The sequence below is a fragment of the Rahnella rivi genome (assembly GCF_019049655.1).
GTDB lineage: Bacteria > Pseudomonadota > Gammaproteobacteria > Enterobacterales > Enterobacteriaceae > Rahnella > Rahnella rivi.
The window spans coordinates 18,247-38,827 of the sequence record NZ_JAFMOX010000060.1; the positions used below are offsets into that span (position 1 = coordinate 18,247).

19 protein-coding genes are annotated in these 20,581 nt (G+C 55.6%); 10 read left to right on the top strand and 9 right to left on the bottom strand.

What is annotated here, in order from left to right; all coding sequences use genetic code 11:
* Positions 1-5 precede the first annotated feature (5 nt).
* Entirely contained in the window at positions 6-1,412 is a 1,407-nt protein-coding gene (gene leuC, locus J1779_RS13195) for a 3-isopropylmalate dehydratase large subunit (protein ID WP_217203972.1), read from the bottom strand.
* A 170-nt stretch (positions 1,413-1,582) separates the two neighbouring features.
* Between leuC and J1779_RS13200 the strand changes: the two genes are divergently transcribed.
* Positions 1,583-2,458 (top strand): alpha/beta fold hydrolase, encoded by an 876-nt coding sequence (locus tag J1779_RS13200; RefSeq protein ID WP_217203973.1) that lies wholly within the window; start codon positions 1,583-1,585, stop codon positions 2,456-2,458.
* Positions 2,459-2,521: 63 nt separating this feature from the next.
* Here the strand turns inward: J1779_RS13200 and J1779_RS13205 are convergent, their stop codons facing one another.
* On the bottom strand, positions 2,522-4,576 hold the full coding sequence (locus J1779_RS13205; protein WP_217203974.1) for a choline transporter: 2,055 nt from the start codon (positions 4,574-4,576) through the stop codon (positions 2,522-2,524).
* Between the two features lie 236 nt (positions 4,577-4,812).
* On the opposite strand from J1779_RS13205, the gene betI reads away from it, so the two are divergent.
* From betI to J1779_RS13225, 4 genes are all read left to right on the top strand, one after another.
* Positions 4,813-5,394, top strand: coding sequence for a transcriptional regulator BetI (betI, locus tag J1779_RS13210; RefSeq protein WP_122094679.1), 582 nt, complete (start codon positions 4,813-4,815; stop codon positions 5,392-5,394).
* A 44-nt stretch (positions 5,395-5,438) separates the two neighbouring features.
* Positions 5,439-6,908, top strand: a complete 1,470-nt coding sequence (gene betB / locus J1779_RS13215) for a betaine-aldehyde dehydrogenase (protein WP_136377498.1) — start codon at positions 5,439-5,441, stop codon at positions 6,906-6,908.
* A gap of 24 nt (positions 6,909-6,932) precedes the next feature.
* Positions 6,933-8,618: a choline dehydrogenase gene (betA, locus tag J1779_RS13220; RefSeq protein WP_056769145.1), complete on the top strand. Its 1,686-nt coding sequence runs from the start codon at positions 6,933-6,935 to the stop codon at positions 8,616-8,618.
* An 89-nt stretch (positions 8,619-8,707) separates the two neighbouring features.
* The gene (locus J1779_RS13225) at positions 8,708-9,169 is read left to right on the top strand and encodes a GNAT family N-acetyltransferase (protein ID WP_217203975.1); all 462 of its coding nucleotides are present in this window, start codon (positions 8,708-8,710) and stop codon (positions 9,167-9,169) included.
* A 718-nt stretch (positions 9,170-9,887) separates the two neighbouring features.
* Here the strand turns inward: J1779_RS13225 and J1779_RS13230 are convergent.
* Positions 9,888-10,817 (bottom strand): LysR family transcriptional regulator, encoded by a 930-nt coding sequence (locus J1779_RS13230; RefSeq protein WP_217203976.1) that lies wholly within the window; start codon positions 10,815-10,817, stop codon positions 9,888-9,890.
* A gap of 101 nt (positions 10,818-10,918) precedes the next feature.
* On the opposite strand from J1779_RS13230, the gene J1779_RS13235 reads away from it, so the two are divergent.
* Together J1779_RS13235 and J1779_RS13240 are read left to right on the top strand one after the other, a co-directional pair.
* Entirely contained in the window at positions 10,919-11,353 is a 435-nt protein-coding gene (locus J1779_RS13235) for a DMT family transporter (RefSeq protein WP_217203977.1), read from the top strand.
* Positions 11,354-11,356: 3 nt separating this feature from the next.
* Positions 11,357-11,809 (top strand): DMT family transporter, encoded by a 453-nt coding sequence (locus tag J1779_RS13240; protein WP_056769150.1) that lies wholly within the window; start codon positions 11,357-11,359, stop codon positions 11,807-11,809.
* 23 nt (positions 11,810-11,832) lie between these two features.
* On the opposite strand, the gene J1779_RS13245 is transcribed toward J1779_RS13240, so the two are convergent.
* Positions 11,833-12,291, bottom strand: coding sequence for an RES family NAD+ phosphorylase (locus J1779_RS13245; protein WP_122094688.1), 459 nt, complete (start codon positions 12,289-12,291; stop codon positions 11,833-11,835).
* Positions 12,288-12,749: a type II RES/Xre toxin-antitoxin system antitoxin gene (parS, locus tag J1779_RS13250; protein WP_122094690.1), complete on the bottom strand. Its 462-nt coding sequence runs from the start codon at positions 12,747-12,749 to the stop codon at positions 12,288-12,290. Before parS ends, J1779_RS13245 begins: the two co-directional genes overlap by 4 nt.
* A 349-nt stretch (positions 12,750-13,098) precedes the next feature.
* Here parS and J1779_RS13255 point away from each other — a divergent pair, with 349 nt between their 5' ends.
* Positions 13,099-13,986, top strand: coding sequence for a nucleoside-specific channel-forming protein Tsx (locus tag J1779_RS13255; protein WP_056769154.1), 888 nt, complete (start codon positions 13,099-13,101; stop codon positions 13,984-13,986).
* Between the two features lie 186 nt (positions 13,987-14,172).
* Positions 14,173-15,768 carry an ABC-F family ATPase gene (locus tag J1779_RS13260; protein ID WP_072158016.1) on the top strand — a complete coding sequence of 532 codons (1,596 nt, stop codon included), beginning with the start codon at positions 14,173-14,175 and terminating at the stop codon, positions 15,766-15,768.
* Positions 15,769-15,924: 156 nt separating this feature from the next.
* On the opposite strand, the gene moeB is transcribed toward J1779_RS13260, so the two are convergent.
* On the bottom strand, positions 15,925-16,686 hold the full coding sequence (gene moeB, locus J1779_RS13265) for a molybdopterin-synthase adenylyltransferase MoeB (RefSeq protein WP_217203978.1): 762 nt from the start codon (positions 16,684-16,686) through the stop codon (positions 15,925-15,927).
* Positions 16,687-16,688: 2 nt separating this feature from the next.
* Positions 16,689-17,930: a molybdopterin molybdotransferase MoeA gene (gene moeA / locus J1779_RS13270; RefSeq protein WP_217203979.1), complete on the bottom strand. Its 1,242-nt coding sequence runs from the start codon at positions 17,928-17,930 to the stop codon at positions 16,689-16,691.
* Positions 17,931-18,175: 245 nt separating this feature from the next.
* Between moeA and J1779_RS13275 the strand changes: the two genes are divergently transcribed.
* Entirely contained in the window at positions 18,176-18,409 is a 234-nt protein-coding gene (locus J1779_RS13275) for a DeoR family transcriptional regulator (protein ID WP_056769160.1), read from the top strand.
* 69 nt (positions 18,410-18,478) lie between these two features.
* On the opposite strand, the gene tsgA is transcribed toward J1779_RS13275, so the two are convergent.
* Together tsgA and xapA are read right to left on the bottom strand one after the other, a co-directional pair.
* Positions 18,479-19,675, bottom strand: a complete 1,197-nt coding sequence (gene tsgA, locus J1779_RS13280; protein WP_217203980.1) for an MFS transporter TsgA — start codon at positions 19,673-19,675, stop codon at positions 18,479-18,481.
* 9 nt (positions 19,676-19,684) lie between these two features.
* A complete protein-coding gene (gene xapA, locus J1779_RS13285; protein WP_056769164.1) occupies positions 19,685-20,518 on the bottom strand; it encodes a xanthosine phosphorylase in 834 nt (277 codons plus the stop codon).
* Positions 20,519-20,581 lie beyond the last annotated feature (63 nt).

Sequence of the window (20,581 nt, forward strand, 5' to 3'; positions counted from 1 at the left end):
TCTCCTTACAGGTCGCGGACATCGGTCAGATGGCCGCAAATGGCCGCCGCTGCCACCATCGCCGGGCTCATCAGGTGGGTACGTGCGCCCGCGCCCTGACGGCCTTCAAAATTACGGTTTGTGCTGGATGCGCAGCGGTCGCCGGGGGCGAGCACGTCGTCGTTCATCGCCAGACACATCGAGCACCCTGATTGCCGCCATTCGAAACCGGCCTGAATAAATATGTCTGCCAGACCTTCCTGCTCAGCCTGCGCGCGCACCTGGCTGGAGCCGGGCACGATCATTGCGCGTACGGTCGGTGCGACGGTTTTCCCGCGAACCACCTCGGCGGCAGCGCGTAAATCCTCGATGCGCGCGTTAGTGCAGGAACCGATAAACGCATGGCTGATGCGGATGCTGTTCAGCGCCTGACCGGCGCGCAGCCCCATGTACTGCAACGCACGCTGTAAATCCTTACGGCGTGAGGCATCTGATTCTGCCAGCGGGTCCGGTACCTGGCCGTTAATCGCCTGCGCCTGATCGGGGCTGGTGCCCCAGCTGACCATCGGCGCAATTTCTGCGGCGCTCAGTTCAACTTCGCGGTCAAACACGGCGTCCGCATCACTGTGCAATTCACGCCAGACATTCACGGCATCCGTCCATTGCTGACCTTTCGGCACACGCGGCTTGTCTTTCAGGTAATCAAACACTTTGTCGTCGGGTGCCATAAACGCCCCGCGCGCTCCGGCTTCAACGGCCATATTGCATATCGTCATGCGGCCTTCCACGCTCAGCATGTCGATGCCCTGACCGCAGAATTCAATGGCATAACCGGTCGCGCCCGCCGCGCCGATTTTTGCCACCAGCGCCATCACCACGTCTTTGGCGGTGATGCCGGTTTTCAGTTCACCGCTGACGGTGACACGCATCGTTTTCAGGCGTTTATAGACCAGCGTCTGCGTGGCCAGCAGGTGCTCAATTTCGGACGTGCCGATACCAAAACCAAACGCGCCTAACGCGCCGTAGGTGGTGGTGTGGCTGTCTCCCGCAGCAATCACCATGCCGGGCAAAATAAAGCCCTGTTCCGGTGCCACCACATGTTCGATGCCCTGACGCTTATCGAGAATATCAAACAGCTCAATGCCAAATTCGGCGCAGTTTTCTGCCAGATAGGACACCTGACGCGCCCCCCCGGCATCCGGCATCTGGCGGGTGCGTAACGGCGTCGTCGGGTTAACGTGATCGACCACCGCCAGCGAGGTTTCAGGCCGCCAGACGCGACGGTTCGCCTCGCGCAAACCGCTGAATGCCTGCGGGCTGGTGTATTCGTTAATCACCTGCCGGTCGATGTAAAGCAACACGTGGCCTTTATCATCCAGCGCGCGGACGCTGTGGCTGTCGATATGTTTTTCATACAGCGTTTTTGGCTTCATTTTATTGCCCTGATAAACGTAACGGATAATGCCAGCGTCGCAACTTCGCGGTTATCGGGCAACGGCCTGAGTGTGATGCGTCAAAACACAGTTCGTAAACCGGCGATCTTCATTTGTGGCCTTGTTGCTGACCGGCCAGCGGCTAAGATGGGTAAAAAAGGAGAAAACCCATGTTTGAACATTTTACCCAAGGCCGGATGGCGGTCAGCGGAACGGAGATTGCCTACCGCATCGCCGGGCAGGGCGAGCCGCTGTTGTTGCTGCACGGACACCCGCAAACCCAGGCGATCTGGCATAGCGTCGCGCCGCACCTCACTTCTCAGTTCACCGTGGTACTGGCTGATTTACGCGGTTACGGCGACAGCGGTAAACCCGAACCGGACGCGGAGCATCTGCGCTACAGCAAGCGCGAAATGGCGCAGGACCAGCTCGAGCTGATGGCCGCGCTCGGTTTCAGCCAGTTCAGCGTGATCGCCCACGATCGCGGAGCGCGGGTCGCACACCGGCTGGCGCTCGACCACCCGCAGGCAGTGAAGCGGATGGTGCTGATGGACATCGCGCCGACGCTTGCGATGTATCAGCAAACCAGCGAAGTCTTTGCGCGCGCTTACTGGCACTGGTTCTTTCTGATCCGCCCGGCACCGCTGCCGGAAACCCTTATCCGGGCAGATCCTGATCTCTACCTGCGCAGCGTAATGGGCAGCCGCAGCGCCGGTATGCAACCTTTCACCGACGAAGCTTACGCAGATTATTTGCGTTGTCTGCAACTTGATGGAACGGCGCGCGGAATTTGCGAGGACTATCGGGCTTCTGCTGCGGTAGACCTGCAACACGATCAGATTGACCGGAATGCATCCCGCAAAGTGCGTTGTCCGCTGTTGATCCTGTGGGGTGAAAAAGGCACTGTCGGCACCTGTTTTGCGCCGCTGGAGGAATGGGCAAAGGTGGCGGAAGACGTTCAGGGAGAGGCGTTGCCGTGCGGGCATTATCTTGCTGAAGAACAACCGCAACTGTTGCTGGAGAAAGTGCTGCCGTTTCTTCGCTGACGTGGCGGATGTTCTGACGTGTATAAAAAAACCCGCATTGCGCGGGTTTTTTGTGAGCTCAGTTTATACCGGTTGTTCCGGGAAGGTGAGGGTGTTACCCGGCGCTTCGCGGTTGATGTGCAGGAAGTTCAGATGACGTTCGTACTGATCAAGAATGTCATTGATCACCTGATGTTTGGTGAAGTCCATCAGGTCATTACCCTGCGTGCCTTCCAGCAGGAAGGTTTCCAGACGGTAATAATGCGATTTACCGGCGCGTGCGCGATAGGTAAAGGCGGGAACCGCATAGCGCACCGGCCAGATCTGATAGACAAAGTTTTGCTCTTCGCCCAGCGCGACCTGCAATTCCAGCGGCCCGATTTTCTCGTCTTCCTGAGGCTCGTGCTCGTTAAAGGTCACTTTTGCCCCGCGCAGTTCCAGTTCCTGCGCCACTTCCTGCATCGCAGGGCGGCACACGTTATCCATCATTTTCTGGGTATGGCGCGTGCCCGGATAATTCATCACCCGTGACAGACGCTGTTTCCAGTTCAGCGCGGCGTCACTGGTTGCGGGCAGCGGAGCCATTGTCTGCTGGCTGCTGGCGCGGCGGTAATCTTCCAGACGCAGTGATTTATACAAGCCGGCCATGATGAAGAAGATCACAAAACTGAACGGCAGCCCCATGATCACCGTGGTGTTTTGCAGCGCGGAAACCCCGTCGGTCATCAGCATGCCCAGCGTCAGCACGCCGATGGTGACCGACCAGAAGATCCGCAGCCAGTTAGGGGCATCGTTGTTAATGTCAGCCAGTTTAGAGGTGAAGTTCCCCAGCACCAGCGAGCCGGAATCCGCCGACGTGACATAAAACAGCAGGCCGGTGATGGTGGCGACAGAAGCACTCAGGGTAAAGCCCGGATACTGCGCCAGCAGGCTGTAAACGCCGCGCTCAGGGTGCGCAATCACCTCGTTGGCGAAATCCAGATTGCCATGCAGGATCTGGTACAACGCGCTGTTACCGAAAATCGACAGCCACAGCAGGGTGAAGACAAACGGGATGATCAGCGTGCCGAGCACGAACTGACGGATGGTGCGCCCGCGCGAAATACGCGCCAGGAACAGGCCGACAAACGGCGACCAGGCCACCCACCAGGCCCAGAAGAACAGGGTCCAGCTGTTCATCCATTCGGTCGGGCGGTCAAAGGCAAAGGTGTTGAGCGTCATGTCCATAAAGCGGTTGATGTAATCGCCGATATTGAGCACCAGCGCATTGAGCAGGAATTCGGTATTGCCGAAGAACAGCAGGAACAGAATCAGCCCCAGCGCCAGCAGCACGTTGAGTTCCGACAGAATACGGATGCCTTTGTTCACGCCGGAGGTCACCGACACCGTCGCCATAATCACCGAAAGCAGGATCAGTGCCGCCTGAACGGTCAGGTTTTCCGGGATCTGGAACAGCACTTTCAGCCCGTAATTCAGCTGAACCACGCCGATACCGAGCGTGGTGGCGATACCAAAAATGGTGCCGACCACGGCAGCGATATCCACGCTGTGGCCGATAGGCCCGTTAATGCGTTTGCCGAAAATGGGGTACAGCGCCGAACGGATGGTCAGCGGCAGGTTATAGCGGTAGCTGAAATAGCCGAGCGCAATCCCCATCAGCGCGTACATCGCCCAGCCAGTCAGGCCGTAGTGGAACAGCGTCCAGGTCATTGCCTGCCGCGCCGCTTCCAGCGTTTGCCCGTTGCCTTCCGGCGGCAGCATGTATTGCGTCACCGGTTCGGCGACCGAGAAGAACATCAGGTCGATACCGATCCCGGCGGCAAACAGCATGGCCGCCCAGCTCATCATGCTGAATTCGGGTTTGGATTGTTCAGGACCGAGTTTGATCGAGCCGAAGCGCGAGCAGGCAATGAACACTACAAACACGATGTACAGCGTCGCCGCCAGCATGTAATACCAGCCGAAGGTGGCGGATACCCAGTTAAGGGTCAGGCTTATCCATTTTCCGGAAAAATCGGTGAAGAAAATGGTCATTAATGTGAAGGCTAAAATCAGACCGGCGGAGGTGAAGAACACCACCTTGTTCAGCTGGTCCCGAGGTTTCTCAGCATGTTTTTCTGTCGTATCGGCAGTCGCCATGTTTTCCCCTGATGTGTTAATTACTTTCTAATTTTCAATAAAATAGACGCTACTTCATCTCAAAATTCATACAAATTACTAACGTATTGGTAATAAAATATATGCATTTTTAATTGAACGTTCAATCAAAAAAAAGTTAAATAGGTGACGTCAGAGCGTTAACAAGGTTGAGCGACAGCGTAAAAAAAAGGTTTTTTAAGCGCGTTTCAACCCGCTCATTTTCAGGAGCCGGAACCATGCCCAAAGTAGGAATGCAGCCCATTAGACGGCAGCAATTGATTGAGGCAACCCTGGCAGCGGTGAACGAAGTCGGCATGCATGATGCCTCGATTTCGCAAATCGCCCGCCGGGCTGGCGTCTCCAACGGCATCATCAGTCACTACTTTCGTGACAAGAATGGGCTGCTGGAAGCGACCATGCGTTATTTGCTCAGTCATCTGGGGGAAGGGGTGCAGTTGCGGTTATCGCAGCTGACGGATACCGCACCGACGGCGCGGCTGCATGCGATTGCAGAAGCCAATTTTGACGACAGTCAGACCAACAGCGCGGCGATGAAAACCTGGCTGGCCTTCTGGGCGAGCAGTATGCATCACCCGCAGTTGTACCGGCTGCAACAGGTCAACAGCCGCCGGCTCTATTCAAATTTATGTTCTGAATTCAGACGTTTTCTGCCGAAAAAAGAGGCGCGTCTTGCGGCGCAAAGCACTGCCGCACTGATTGATGGCCTGTGGCTGCGCGGCGCACTCAGCGGTAAAGAGTTCAACCGCGCCGAGGCGATGCAAATCACCCGCCGCCACATTGAATCACAGCTCACCTGAGCACAGCAGAAAACTTTCAGACCGCACAGACCGAGGAGAGATGTATGTCCCGCTACGGCAAGCAAAAACTTTATATCAACGGGCGTTTTCAGGACAGCACCGGTGATGAAACCTTCGATGCAGTGAACCCGGCCAACGGCGAGGTGATTGCGACCCTGCCATCCGCCACGCAGGAAGATGTCGATCTGGCGGTGAAATCCGCGCAGAAAGGCCAGAAAGTCTGGGCAGCGATGACCGCCATGAGCCGCTCGCGCATCTTGCGCCGCGCCGTGGACATTCTGCGTGAGCGTAACGACGAACTGGCGGCCATCGAAACCGCCGACACCGGTAAACCGCTGTCTGAAACGCTGGCCGTCGATATCGTGACCGGCGCGGATGTGCTGGAGTATTACGCAGGCCTGATCCCGGCGATTGAAGGCCAGCAAATTCCGCTGCGCGATTCTTCCTTCGTCTACACCCGCCGCGAGCCGCTGGGCGTGGTCGCCGGGATCGGTGCCTGGAACTACCCGATTCAGATAGCGCTGTGGAAATCTGCTCCGGCGCTGGCGGCGGGTAACGCGATGGTGTTTAAACCGAGCGAAAATACCTCACTGACCGCCCTGAAACTGGCCGAAATTTACAGCGAAGCGGGCGTGCCGGATGGCGTGTTCAGCGTGGTGACAGGTGCGGCCAGCGTCGGGCAGGCGTTAACCGATCATCCGGATATCGCTAAAGTCTCGTTCACCGGCGGCATCAAAACCGGCAAAAAAGTCATGGCCAGCGCCTCGGCTTCCACGCTGAAAGAAGTGACCATGGAACTGGGCGGCAAGTCGCCGCTGATCATCTTTGACGATGCGGATCTCGACAAAGCCGCTGACATCGCGATGATGGCGAACTTCTACAGCTCCGGCCAGGTGTGCACCAACGGCACCCGCGTGTTTGTGCCAAAAACGTTACATAAAGCCTTTGAAGCCAAAATACTGGAGCGCGTGAAACGCATCCGTGCGGGCGATCCGACTGACGAAAACGTCAACTTCGGCCCGCTGGTGAGCTTTGCGCACATGGAATCCGTGCTGCGTTACATCGAAAGCGGCAAACAGGAAGGCGCGACGCTGCTGACCGGCGGTGAGCGCATGACCGGCGGGGAATACGCCAAAGGCGCTTACGTTGCGCCGACGGTCTTTACCGACTGCCGCGATGACATGCTGATTGTCCGTGAAGAGATCTTCGGGCCGGTGATGAGCATCCTGACCTATGAAAGCGAAGAAGAAGTGATCCGCCGCGCCAATGATACCGAATACGGTCTGGCGGCCGGACTGGTGACGCAGGATCTCAACCGCGCGCACCGCGTGATCCACAAACTCGAAGCTGGGATTTGCTGGATCAACACCTGGGGCGAATCCGCCGCAGAAATGCCGGTGGGTGGCTATAAGCATTCCGGCGTCGGGCGCGAAAATGGCATCACCACGCTTGAGCATTACACCCAAATCAAATCCGTGCAGGTCGAACTGGGCGAATTCAGCTCAGTCTTTTAATCCGCCGCAACAGAGGAGATTTTAATGGATTACGATTACATCATTATCGGTGCCGGTTCCGCCGGCAACGTACTCGCCACCCGCCTGACCGAAGACAGCAGCGTGAGCGTGCTGTTACTCGAAGCCGGTGGCCCGGATTACCGTCTGGATTTCCGCACACAAATGCCTGCGGCGCTGGCGTTCCCGCTGCAGGGGCGCCGTTACAACTGGGCGTATGAAACTGACCCGGAACCGCACATGAACAACCGCCGTATGGAATGCGGGCGCGGGAAAGGTCTGGGCGGCTCATCGCTGATTAACGGCATGTGCTACATCCGCGGTAACGCGATGGATTTCGACAACTGGGCGAAAGCGCCGGGTCTGGAAGACTGGAGTTATCTGGACTGCCTGCCGTATTTCCGTAAAGCGGAAACCCGTGATATCGGCCCGAACGATTTCCACGGCGGTGAAGGCCCGGTAAGCGTCGCGACGCCAAAAAATGGCAACAATCCGTTGTTTGCAGCGATGATCGAAGCCGGTGCGCAGGCGGGCTATTCCCGCACTGACGATCTGAACGGCTACAAACAGGAAGGTTTCGGCCCGATGGACCGTACCGTGACGCCAAAAGGTCGCCGCGCCAGCACTGCCCGTGGCTATCTGGATCAGGCCAAACCGCGTGCCAATCTGACCATTGTGACGCACGCGCTGACCGACAGAATTCTGTTCGACGGCAAGCGTGCCGTGGGCGTCAGCTATTTCAAAGGCGACGACTACAACGCGAAAACGGCGAACGCGAAACGCGAAGTGCTGCTGTGCAGCGGCGCGATTGCGTCGCCGCAAATCCTGCAACGTTCCGGCGTCGGCGCGGCTGAACTGCTGAACCGTCTGGAGATCCCGCTGGTGCATGATCTGCCGGGTGTCGGCGAAAATCTGCAGGATCACCTGGAAATGTACCTGCAATACAGCTGCACCCAGCCGGTGTCTTTGTACCCGGCATTGCAGATGCATAACCAGCCCGCGATTGGGGCTGAGTGGCTGTTTAAAGGCACCGGCGTGGGGGCCAGCAATCAGTTTGAAGCGGGCGGTTTTATCCGCAGCCGTGAAGAATTCACCTGGCCGAATATTCAGTATCACTTCCTGCCGGTGGCGATCAATTACAACGGCAGCAACGCGGTGAAAGAGCACGGTTTCCAGGCTCACGTCGGTTCCATGCGCTCACCAAGCCGTGGCCGTGTGCAGGTGAAATCAAAAGATCCGCGCCAGCACCCGAGCATTTTGTTCAACTACATGTCGACAGAGCAGGACTGGCATGAGTTCCGCGATGCCATCCGCATCACCCGTGAAATCATGAATCAGCCGGCGCTGGATAAATACCGTGGCCGGGAAATCAGTCCGGGCGAGAACGTGCAGACTGACGAAGAACTGGATGCGTTTATCCGCGAACATGCGGAAACCGCCTTCCATCCGTCGTGTACCTGTAAAATGGGCAGCGATGAGATGGCGGTCGTGGACGGCGAAGGGCGCGTTCATGGAATCGAAAGCCTGCGCGTGGTGGATGCGTCCATCATGCCGCAGATCATTACCGGCAACCTGAACGCGACAACCATCATGATCGCCGAAAAAATTGCCGATAAAATCCGTGGCCGTAAGCCCCTGCCGCGCAGCACCGCGGAGTATTACACCGCAGGCGATGCACCGGTTCGCACCGAGCCGATGAAAAAAACCGCCTGATAATTTGGCTGTAAAATCTGTGTTAAAAAGAGATATTCTCAGGAATATCTCTTTTTTTTGGCTTTCAGAAACAGGCAGGGCACTTCTTTATGACCGACTCATCATCGCTTCACTGGCAGGATTATCATCACAGCGACCTGAACACGGCGCAGCTTTACGCCATTCTGGCGCTGAGAACGGAAGTTTTTATCGTGGAACAAACCTGTGTTTACCAGGATATCGACGGGCAGGATCTGGCCGGTGAAAACCGGCATATCGTCGCCTGGCTGGAGGGAAAACCTGCCGCCTACGCGCGGATCCTGCGCCATGCCGATGACGTGGCGATCGGGCGGGTGATTGTCGCCCCGTCAGCCCGCGGCCTGAAGCTGGGGTATCAGCTGATGGAACAGGCGCTGGCAGCCTGCCATAAACACTGGCCGGGTGCGCGCGTGGTGATTTCCGCACAGGCGCATTTACAAGGGTTTTACGGCCGGCTGGGGTTTGTGGCGAATACCGACATTTATGATGAAGATGGGATAGCGCATGTGGGGATGGTGTTGGGGGGCTTTTAGCTTTCAGCTTTCAGCTTTAAGCTTTAAGGTCAACACCGTGGGTTGCCACCCACACCGGCCTTAAGGGTGGCTTATCGCCGCCACCCTTAAGAATCCCGGGCTCTTTTTACTGCGCGCTTCGCTGGGACGATGGACATGTTCTGACGCATCAGTGAGTGGCGTAAATTCAGGTGCTTCGCACTGCCTTCTCTCGGTCTTCGAGCCATAGGTCTCGAAGCCGCTCCGTTCAGCTGAATTTTGAGCACGCCAATCAACTTTTTCTAAAAGATAAATCTGTTCTGTTCTTGAATTTAAGATCTTGCGGGCGATTCAGAAATCTTGCTGAACGGAGTGGCCTGAAGCCATAGGTCCCGAAGCCGCTCTGTTCAGCAGAATTTTGAGCACGCCAATCGACTTTTTCTAAAATGATAAATCTGTTCTGTTCCTGAATTTAAGATCCTGCGGGCGATTCAGAAATCTTGCTGAACGGAGTGGCCTGAAGACCTAAGGCTTCAGGACCGAGAGAAGGCACCGCGCAGCGGCAAGATTTCCAGCCTGTCGCGGTGATACCTGAAACATAGCCAGCAGGCAGAGCGCGTGTTGAAAAAAGCGAGGGGAGTTCAGAGGGGAAAAGCCTTTCCCCTCTGGTCGGTTTCGGCGCGGTGAGTTAAGTGATCACCGCACCTGAGAAACCGAAATATTCTCGATCTGTCTTTAAAAAAGCTTCAGTGCAACAGACTCATTCCCAGTATGCCGGGCTGCCAAATTTCTCCACCAGAAAATCAATCACCGCCCGCACTTTGATTGAGGCTTTTCGTGCATTGGGGTACAGCGCAGATATGGTCTGCGGCTCGGGCGAGGTGGATACCTGATGATCTTCCAGCACGCTGACCAGCCGCCCGTCGCGCAGGGCGTCGCCGATTAACCAGGTGGGGAATACCACCAGCCCCATGCCATCCACGGCTGCCTTTGTCAGGGTTTCCGCATTATTACTGGTCAGGACGCCGCGCAGGCTGTACGAACGCCATTCCTGTTCAGGCTGGCGGAAGTACCAGCGTTGCGAACCGGCGAATCCTTTAAACACCAGACAACTGTGAGCGGCTAACTCTTCCGGCGTTTGTGGTGTGCCTGTACTGGCAAGATAGGCGGGGCTGGCGGCGAGACGGAAGTTCTGCTGTCCGAGCGTGCGGGCCTGCAGGGTGGAATCTGCCATGACGCCGATTCGGATCAGCAGATCAATGCTGTCCTGTAACGGATCAATGAAATCGTCGGTCTGCATCAGCTCAATATTCAGACGCGGATAACGCGCGCTCAGCTCATGCAGCCAGGGGGCGATATGCCGCTGGCCAAAAACTACCGGCGCATTGATGCGTATCAGGCCACCCGGCTCGCTGTCCTGCTCCTGCAGATCAAGTTCTGCCAGTTCAAGCTGAGCCAGTACCTGACGTGCGCGTTCAGCCAGCAATTTTCCGGATTCGGTCGGGCTGACTGCACGCGTATTCCGGTACAGCAACTGGGTTTGTAATGCCTGCTCCAGCTGTGAAATGACGCGCGATACCGTCGAGGGCGACATCGCTTCGCGGCGGGCCACTTCCGAGAAATTTCCCTGGTCGAGCACCGCAACAAACAGCCGTAAAGACTGGATGTTGATCTGATTGAAACTTTTCATCTGTGCAATATCCGCAAAGGTATTTTCCTTATTGTGCTGTTTTTCGCAAAGCAGTGCCACGCTATAGTCCCGCTTCTTAAAATAATATGAGCACACTACTAATGAATCTGATGTTAATTCCGCTGGTCGTTCTGGCGGGGATGGGTCTATCGCTGGAGGCCGGTTTAATCGGGCCGTTAGGGACGGAAGTGGGGCACCTGTGGGCCACGCTGAGTATTTTTGGGGTCGGCGCAGTGCTGACCGGATTATTGGTGCTGTTTTTCAGCCCGCGCAATGCGCCGTCGTTTACCGAACAACCCGGCTGGACACTGCTTGGCGGCTTGCTGGGGCCGGTGTATGTCGTGGTGCTGACGCTGGCGACGCCGGTGATTGGCATCGGCATGACCATGATCGCGATTTTGTCAGGGCAGGTGGCGAAAAGCGTCTTGATCGACCATTACGGCTGGTTCGGTACGCCTCACAAGAAAGTCGGCAGGGAGCGTTTACTGGCTCTGCTGTTTATCGTTGTCGCCCTTGTTCTGATTGCCTGGAGTTAACCGATGACTGAACTGATTATGATTATTCTGGCAATTGTGGCGGGGGCTGCGCTGAGTATGCAGGCGGCGGTAAACGGTCAGCTGGGTGAAAAAGTGGGCGTCCTGAAAAGTGCCTTCCTGACCTTCAGCGTGGGCGCGGCGATCACGGCTGTGCTGATCCTGTTCCTGCAAACGCCGCAGCAGGCGACGTTACTGACCGTACCGAAATGGCAGCTGGCTGGCGCACTGTTTGGCGTGCCTTACATCATCATTATGGTGACGGCAGTACCGCGAGTGGGGACGGCGGTGGCGACGGTCGCGGTTATTCTGGGACAACTGGCGATGGGCATGCTGATTGATAACTTCGGCTGGCTGGATAATCCGTCTATCCCGTTCTCATGGCACCGTCTGGCGGCGATACCTTGTCTGGTCATCGCGCTGGCCCTGATTTATCGCAGCAACAGAAAAGCAGAGTAAGTGTCCGGCCCGCGTTGCAAAGGTTATTGCAGGCGCGGGTCAAACATCATCGGCTCACGTTGTACTGAACTCAGTAAATCCGCAAACGCAGGATGCTGCGGATTGAGCAGCACGTTGTATTCCGTCGGGACAATGACCGACGGCACTTTCAGCCCGACGTAATCACCTTCCGCCAGCCAGGCGTCACCCTGACGTTGTGTGCTGTCCGGCGGAGATGCGCTTCGCCAGTCTGCGGCCAGTTCCGACACATCCAGCCTGTCGAGCAATTCTTCCGGCACCTCAATACTCAGCAACGTGTAGGACCGCATCAGCATGCTGTTTTGTAAGTGCACCAGCATTTCCAGTATGGCCAGCGAAATGCTGGTGGTGACATAAACGACCGGCCTGCCCGGTGGATTCCAGCGCCCGCCATAAAGCTGCGCACCCGCGCCCGACCAGGCCGTTGCCAGATGGCGGTTCTGAACGATGCGAAACAGCTTCAACTGAAGACACCGTGTTGCAGACGACCAATCAGGCGGCTCACTTCCACCGCGCCCGCTTCAGAAGACAGCAACTCCAGCGGACGTGAACCGTCCAGCGCCGGCGCAGGGCGGGTGAACCACTCGAGCGCGGAGATACGATCCCCTTCGAACAAATCCGTTGCGGCATCCACAATGCGCACCAGACGCGCCACACGCTCGCTCTCTTCACTTTTCAGTAATCCGTTTCCGGCCTTACGACGCGCATAGTTGCGTTCGTTAATGCCCATTATTTCCAGTAACACCATTTTCGGCCATCCCAGCTCAGTATTAAGACGGCTAATACTATCAACCGGAAAGCCCTTTTGTATGGCGTTAACCAAACTGATTCCGCTGCTTGCGGGAAGTCCCGCAGACTGCCAGAGCGGCGTTGCAGAATCTTGCACAGAGCCTGAAGACAGCCCGGTATTTTTGATATTCATGATGTGTGCCTCCGCACCGTTATTTGTCATGATTATAGCATGACAAATAACGAATGGTCATTTTATCAGCACGGGTTTATCACCGCTTCAGGCGGCTGAATGAATTCGTCCTGAAACATATCTGTGATCGATATCACATTGAGGATGTATCAGGATGAAACACAAATTGACAAACCTTGACCAAATCTATTTATTAGCTAAGAAAAGTTAACTCTTGTAGGAAGTCGCTGGTAATTGCATGTTTTTATACTATGTGCAGCAATCGGTTGCGGATCACAGTTTTAGGGTTTGATATATGCAGCGTCTGAAAGTGGCAAGGCGCTGTTCCTCCCCCGCTTCTGGTATAAATATGAAAAATAAAATTATTGCAGCAGGCGCTTTGATGGCTTTGTCCTACAGCGCGACCGTGCTCGCTGATGATAGCAAGGGCGAATTTGTTTCTGACTGGTGGCACCAGAGTGTAAACGTTGTAGGCAGCGCCGATACCCGTTTCGGACCGACCCTGCGTAACGACGTTTACCTTGAATATGAAGCGTTTGCGCACAAAGACTGGTTTGATTTCTACGGCTATATCGATATTCCTAAAACCTTCGGCGCCGGTAACGGCAACGACACCGGTATCTGGGACAAAAACGGTTCTCCGCTGTTTATGGAGATCGAACCGCGTTTCTCTATTGATAAGCTGACCGGCACCGATCTGAGCTTCGGTCCGTTCAAAGAATGGTACTTCGCCAACAACTATATCTACGATATGGGTCCGGACAGCGATAACCGTCAGAACACCTGGTACATGGGTCTGGGCACCGACATTGATACCCATCTGCCGATGAGCCTGTCTCTGAACGTGTATGCAAAATACCAGTGGGAAAACTACAGCGCGGCCAACGAAAACAGCTGGGACGGTTACCGTTTCAAAGTGAAATACTTCGTTCCGTTGACTGAAATGTGGGGCGGTAACCTGAGCTACATCGGGTTCACCAACTTCGACTGGGGTTCCTCACTGGGCGACGACGATTTCCGTGACCTGAACGGCAACAAAGCGCGTTCTAACAACTCTATCGCGTCCAGCCATATCCTCTCGCTGAACTATACACACTGGCATTACTCGTTTGTGGCGCGTTACTTCCACAACGGCGGCCAGTGGGCTGACGGCGCTGAGCTGAACTTCGGTAACGGTAATTTCGATGTGAAATCTACCGGCTGGGGTTACTACGGCGTGATCGGTTACAACTTCTGATTTCAGGCGTTGTACTGGAAAACCCGGCTGAGGCCGGGTTTTTTGTGTGTGTAATTCAAACATTTTCCCGCGCATGACGAATTTTTTTACTATCGAGTGAAATTTGTACACAACGAGAGGCGATCCCGACGCGCCGTTGTGGCATAATGCGCGCCAAATCACATTTCCCAATTAAGAGCGAGCGTTGTGCTAAGTACTTACAACATCACCATGCAATTCGGCAGCAAGCCGTTATTTGAAAACATTAACGTGAAATTTGGCGGCGGTAACCGTTATGGCCTTATCGGCGCGAACGGTTGTGGCAAGTCCACTTTCATGAAGATCCTCGGTGGCGACTTAGTGCCTTCAGCGGGTAACGTCGTACTCGACCCGAACGAGCGTCTGGGTAAATTACGTCAGGATCAGTTCGCCTTCGAAGAATTCACCGTGCTGGACACCGTGATCATGGGCCACAACGAATTGTGGGCTGTGAAAGAAGAGCGCGACCGCATTTACGCGATGGCGGAAATGAGCGAAGCCGACGGCTATAAAGTGGCAGATCTCGAAGTTGAATACGGCGAGATGGACGGTTACAGCGCTGAATCCCGTGCGGGCGAGCTGCTGCTCGGCGTGGGTATTCCGGTAGAGCAACATTATGGCCTGATGAGCGAAATCGCACCGGGCTTTAAACTGCGCGTATTGCTGGCGCAGGCGCTGTTCTCTGACCCGGAAATTCTGCTGCTCGACGAACCAACGAACAACCTGGACATCGATACCATTCGCTGGCTGGAGCAGGTGCTGAACGAACGTAACAGCACCATGATCATCATTTCGCATGACCGTCACTTCCTGAACATGGTGTGTACGCACATGGCGGATCTGGACTACGGCGAGCTGCGCGTTTATCCGGGCAACTACGACGAATACATGACGGCGGCAACGCAGGCTCGTGAACTTCTGAGCGCCAATAACGCCAAGAAGAAAGCGCAGATTGCTGAACTGCAATCTTTCGTCAGCCGCTTTAGCGCCAACGCCTCCAAATCTAAACAGGCGACTTCCCGTGCCCGTCAGATTGATAAAATTCAGCTCGACGAAATCAAAGCCTCAAGCCGTCAGAACCCTTACATGCGTTTTGAACAGGACAAGAAATTGTTCCGTAATGCGCTGGAAGTGGAAAAAATCACCAAAGGTTTCGATAACGGCCCGCTGTTTAAAAACCTCGGTCTGATGCTGGAAGTGGGCGAGAAAGTCGCCATTCTGGGCGCGAACGGTATCGGTAAATCGACGCTGCTGAAAACGCTGGTCGGCGAGCATGAGCCGGAAACCGGTTCAGTGAAATGGTCCGAAAACTCAAAAATCGGTTACTACGCGCAGGATCACGAATATGAATTCGATGACTCCATGAACGTATTTGACTGGATGAGCCAGTGGAAATCCGAGAAAGACGACGAGCAGGCTGTACGCGGCGTGCTGGGCCGTCTGCTGTTCGGTCAGGACGATATCAAGAAGAAAGTCAAAGTGCTTTCCGGTGGTGAAAAAGGTCGTATGTTATTCGGGAAACTGATGATGCAGCGTCCTAACATCCTGATCATGGATGAACCAACCAACCACCTTGATATGGAATCTATCGAGTCACTGAACATGGCGCTGGAAATGTACGAAGGCACACTGATCTTCGTTTCCCATGACCGTGAATTCGTGAGCTCACTGGCAACCCGTATTCTGGAAATGACACCGACCCGTGTTATCGATTTCTCGGGTAACTACGAAGACTATCTCCGTAGCCAGGGCATTAATAGCTGATTATTGATGTCGATAAAAAGGCCGCAACGGTTAACGTTGCGGCTTTTTTTTATTCCAGAAAGGTGAATTCTTTATCGGTTAAACGGATTGCGTAGCGGCTACCATGTTCAACAACCTAAATACCCTTCATTCCTTGTTCCATTTATTTTTCGACTATCAGTGACAACCACACACCTCACAATGCGGATCTTTCATCAGTTTCATTTCCCGAAACTGTAACGTCATGGCATCAAACATCAGCAGTTTGCCGCGCGGAGTTTCACCGAATTTTGTCAGCAGTTTGATGGTTTCCATGGCCTGTAAACTGCCGATGGTACCCACCAGGGGCGCCATGACACCGGCTTCCACGCAGGTCAGGGTATTTTCGCCAAATAAGCGGCTCAGGCAGCGGTAGCAGGGTTCCTGCGGCTGATAAGTAAAGACGCTGAGCTGGCCTTCCATGCGGATGGCGGCGCCGGACACCAGCGGTTTTTTCTGCGCAAAACATTCCCGGTTCAGCTGATTGCGCGTGGTGACGTTATCGGTGCAATCGACCACCACATCGCAGGCGGCGATCAGTTCGCTCAGCATGTCGTCGTCGGCCTGCGCATTGATCTGATTCAGACGGATGTGCGGGTTCATTGCGCAAAGGGCGATGGCGGCAGATTCCACTTTCGACATGCCGATGCGTGCGTCGGTGTGCAGCGTCTGGCGCTGCAGGTTAGACAGCGATACCTTGTCGAAATCCAGCAGCGTCAGCGTGCCGGTTCCCGCGGCGGCCAGATACTGCGCCGCCGCGCAGCCTAAACCGCCTAATCCGACAATCAGCGCATGGCTGGCTTTCAGCTGTTCCTGCGCGTCAAAATCAAACCCTTTCAGGACGATCTGGCGGTTATAACGCAGGGTTTCAGCGTCCGTCAGTTCCGGCAGAGTGGCCATATTCAGCTCCGTAAAAGGGCGTTAAACGGTTCGATTTCAACGAGTTCACCTGCCGCGACATTATCGCGTTCGCGCTCCAGTACGATAAAGCAATTCGCCTGGCTGAAAGAACTGAAGACGTGCGAACCCTGATGGCCGGTGGTACGGACTTCGAGCTGGCCCTGCGCGTTGGTGCTGAAAATACCGCGCTGGAAATCGAGACGGCCCGCTGATTTTTTAAGCCCCGAAACCGAAACAGCCTGCAAACGCGGCGGGAACTGCCACGCGGTATGGCCTGCCAGTTGCGCAATAAACGGCTGCACCAGTTGATAAAACGTCAGCGCAGCAGACACCGGGTTCCCCGGCAGACCGCAGAACCAGCTGTTTTTCAGTTTGCCGAAAGCGAAAGGTTTGCCGGGTTTCATGGCCAGTTTCCAGAAACCAATCTCGCCCAGTTCATCCAGCATTTGCCGGGTGTAATCCGCTTCTCCGACCGAGACACCGCCGCTGGAAATCACCAGATCGGCGAAGGCATTGGCTTCTTCAAAGGCGTTACGCAGCGCCTGCGGATCATCGCGGATGATGCCCAGATCCAGTACGTTGCATCCCAGTTGTTCCAGCATCAGGCGTACGGCAAAACGGTTGGTGTCGTAAATTTGGCCTTCCTGCAATGGCGTCCCCACCGGTTGCAGTTCGTCGCCCGTGGAGAAAACGGCAACGTTGAGGGGCTTCCAGACTTCAACGTGCGTGACGCCGAGCGATGCCAGCAGCGGCAATTCCGCCGCACCCAGACGTACGCCCTGCGGCAACACGCTGTCGCCTTGTTTGATGTCGTCGCCCGTCAGGCGGATATTCAGGCCGTTCTCCGCTGTGTGGGTGAAACGCACGCCCGCATCGGTCACCTCGGCGTGTTCCTGCATGATCACAGCGTCGGCACCCCGGGGGACCGGCGCGCCGGTCATGATGCGGATACAGCTTCCGGCAGACCATTCACCGTGGAAGGGCGCACCCGCGAAGGCTTTGCCCGCCACCGGTAACACGGCGTCGTCGTGCAGATCGCCACAGCGGACGGCATAACCGTCCATGGCCGCATTATCAAAAGGAGGCACGAACACCGGAGAAAGCACCGGCGCGGCGGTAATGCGGCCAGCGGCCATATTCAGAGCAACTGATTCGGCATCTTGTGCGTGCTTTGGCGGCACATGAGCGCGCATTTTATCCAGCGCTTCCTGGAGTGAGATCAAACCGGCGGTATTGAATTCCATAAAAATTCCTCAGTGATACCGTCCCGGTGGTGCGGGTGTCTGCGCCGGAGCCGGGCGGTTATAAAAGCATGCGCACAGTATGACAGAGAATCGGGACGAACCAAAAATCGCGGCAGGCGGAAAAACTTTGAGGGTATTTTCGAAAAATTGAGATCGATCCCAAAATTAACAATGTAACGCAGGTATGATGTTTACCGTTATTTGTGACATCCGTCACACAACTGTCATACAAACAGGAATAACCGGTGCTTAAAAAAAATCGCCATCAGGCCATCCTTCAGCTGGTCGAACAGCATGAAGTGTTACAGGTAAGCGAACTGGCACAATCGCTGGATGTGAGTCTCGAAACCATTCGCCGCGATCTCAGTGAAATGCAGGATAAAGGTCTGATCCTGCGTCGTCACGGACGTGCACGCCGTCTGGTCGCGCAGCCTCAGACATCCTGGCTCAACAGTTTGCAGCGCTGTCCTCAGATGTGATCGGGCAGTGACAATAAGAAAAGGGAAGGCAATTCAATGCCTTCCCTTTTTTATGCGTCAGTTTTCATCTCAATGCGCGGATTGCTGCTCCAGCGCTTCGGCCTTGCTGCTCACCGAGGCAATAATCAGCGCGGCCAGCAGGCATACATAGGCGAGAGTGGCGGTATTCAGCGCCCAGAACAAACCGTAACGGCTGTAGACCAGCGACGACAGCGTGGAGAAAATCAGCGTGCCTATCGTGCCGATAGTCAGCAGGGCAGACGTCAGCGTTGGCGGAGAATTCTTCACCTGCAGACTGCCGTAACTCATGATGCCGGAGAACAGCCCGGAGTTGCAGAATCCAAACAGACCGGCGCAAATCAGGATAAGCGTCGGGTTTGCGCTGTTCGCCGCAGTGGCCAGACAGGCCAGACCCACGATGGCGGAAAGCAGCAGGTAAGTCCGCAACTTCACAAAGCGCACCGTAAACTGATTCACAAACAGGCCGATGGATTTCACCGTCCAGTAAGTCGTGATGTAAAACGCCGCGTTGTCTGCCGCCATGCCGAAGTGCTCTTTGAGCCAGCTTGGCAGCCACATGGTGAAAATCGGTTCCGCCAGCAGGAAAGCAAACAGGGCGAAACACAGCACCCACACGGAAACGCCCCAGTGGTGTTGCTGGCTTTCAGACCCTGGCTTACTATCCGCGACCTGCGGAATCGACGGGAATTTTTGCCCGACGCACAACACAATCATCGCCAGACTCAGCACCGCCATTACGCCGTACATGGCCAGCCAGCTTGCGCCGTGCTGGAACAGGTAGCCCAGCAGCAGCGATAACACCACGCCTGCCAGCGCGAAGAAAAAGTCGGTGAGGATCAGGTTCGCCGAACGCTTTTTGGGATCTTCATTAATGCGCACCACCAGATAGCTGCCGATGGACATCATGATGCCGGAGGCGGCGCCAATCAGAAAAACGCCGATGCCGAACATGGTGATGGTCGGCATCAGGAAAAGTGCCACGCAGGTCAGCACGGAAACCGCTGAGCCGGTGATCAGCTGTTTGCCCAAATTGAATCTGCGCATCAGCACGCCGCTTATCATGATCGGCAGAAACAGGCCGATGTTCATCAGCGTAAACATCTGACCGATAAAGCCCGGATCTTTGCCAAAAGCCTGTGAAACCGGCCCGATCACGATGCCGAGTGTGGAAACCAGTGCACCGGTAAAGAAGTAACTGAGCCATGAGATCATATTGATCCGCTGGCGGTTGAATGTCTGTTCCATTGCCGTTCCTTATTTTGCAGTGGCTGACAAGCTGGCGAAGAACGCGCGGATCAGGCGGGTGAAATCGCCCACCGCCAGTCTGGCGCAGCTCAGGGTCTGTTCGTGTGAAAGCGGCGTATCGGAAAGGCCCTCGGCGAAGTTGGTCATGGCAGAAATCGCCAGTACTTTCAGGCCGCAGTGACGGGCGGAAATCACTTCCGGCACGATGGACATACCGACCACGTCACAGCCGAGAGTTTGCATCATGCGGATCTCAGCCGGCGTTTCGAAGTTCGGGCCGGTATAGGCCGCGAAGACGCCTTCGGCGACGTCGATGCCCAGCGTGCCCGCCACGGCGTGGAGCTGCGCACGCAGGTCTTTGTCATAGGCGTTAGCGAGGCTAAAGAAACGCGGGCCGAAACGATCGTCATTCGGGCCTGCCAGCGGGGATTCCGGCATAAAGCTGACATGGTCGGTCAGCGCAACCAGCCGACCGGGCGCCACGCTTTTACGCATCGAACCGGCGGCATTGGTCGCCAGCAGGAACTCGCAGCCGAGCAGTTTGAAGGTGCGAACCGCGCTGGTCATCACCGACATGCCGTGGCCTTCGTACATATGGCCGCGACCTTTCATACACATCACCGGAATGCCTTCCAGCGTCCCGAGCACCAGTTCACCGGCGTGACCGGCGACGCTGCTCTGCGGGAATCCCGGCAGTTCGCTGTAGGGAAGGGTGATGGCATCGGTCATATCGTCACACAACGTCCCGAGGCCGGAGCCTAAAATCAGCGCAGCCTGAGGAATAAAGCCGGGCGCACGCTGGCGGATAATCGCTGCGCAGTCAAAAGCATGGTTATTGAGCATGATCACTTCTCTCATTGTTGACAGTAGGTGGGAGTTAACAGCAATGCTAGGGTGAGCGGCTGT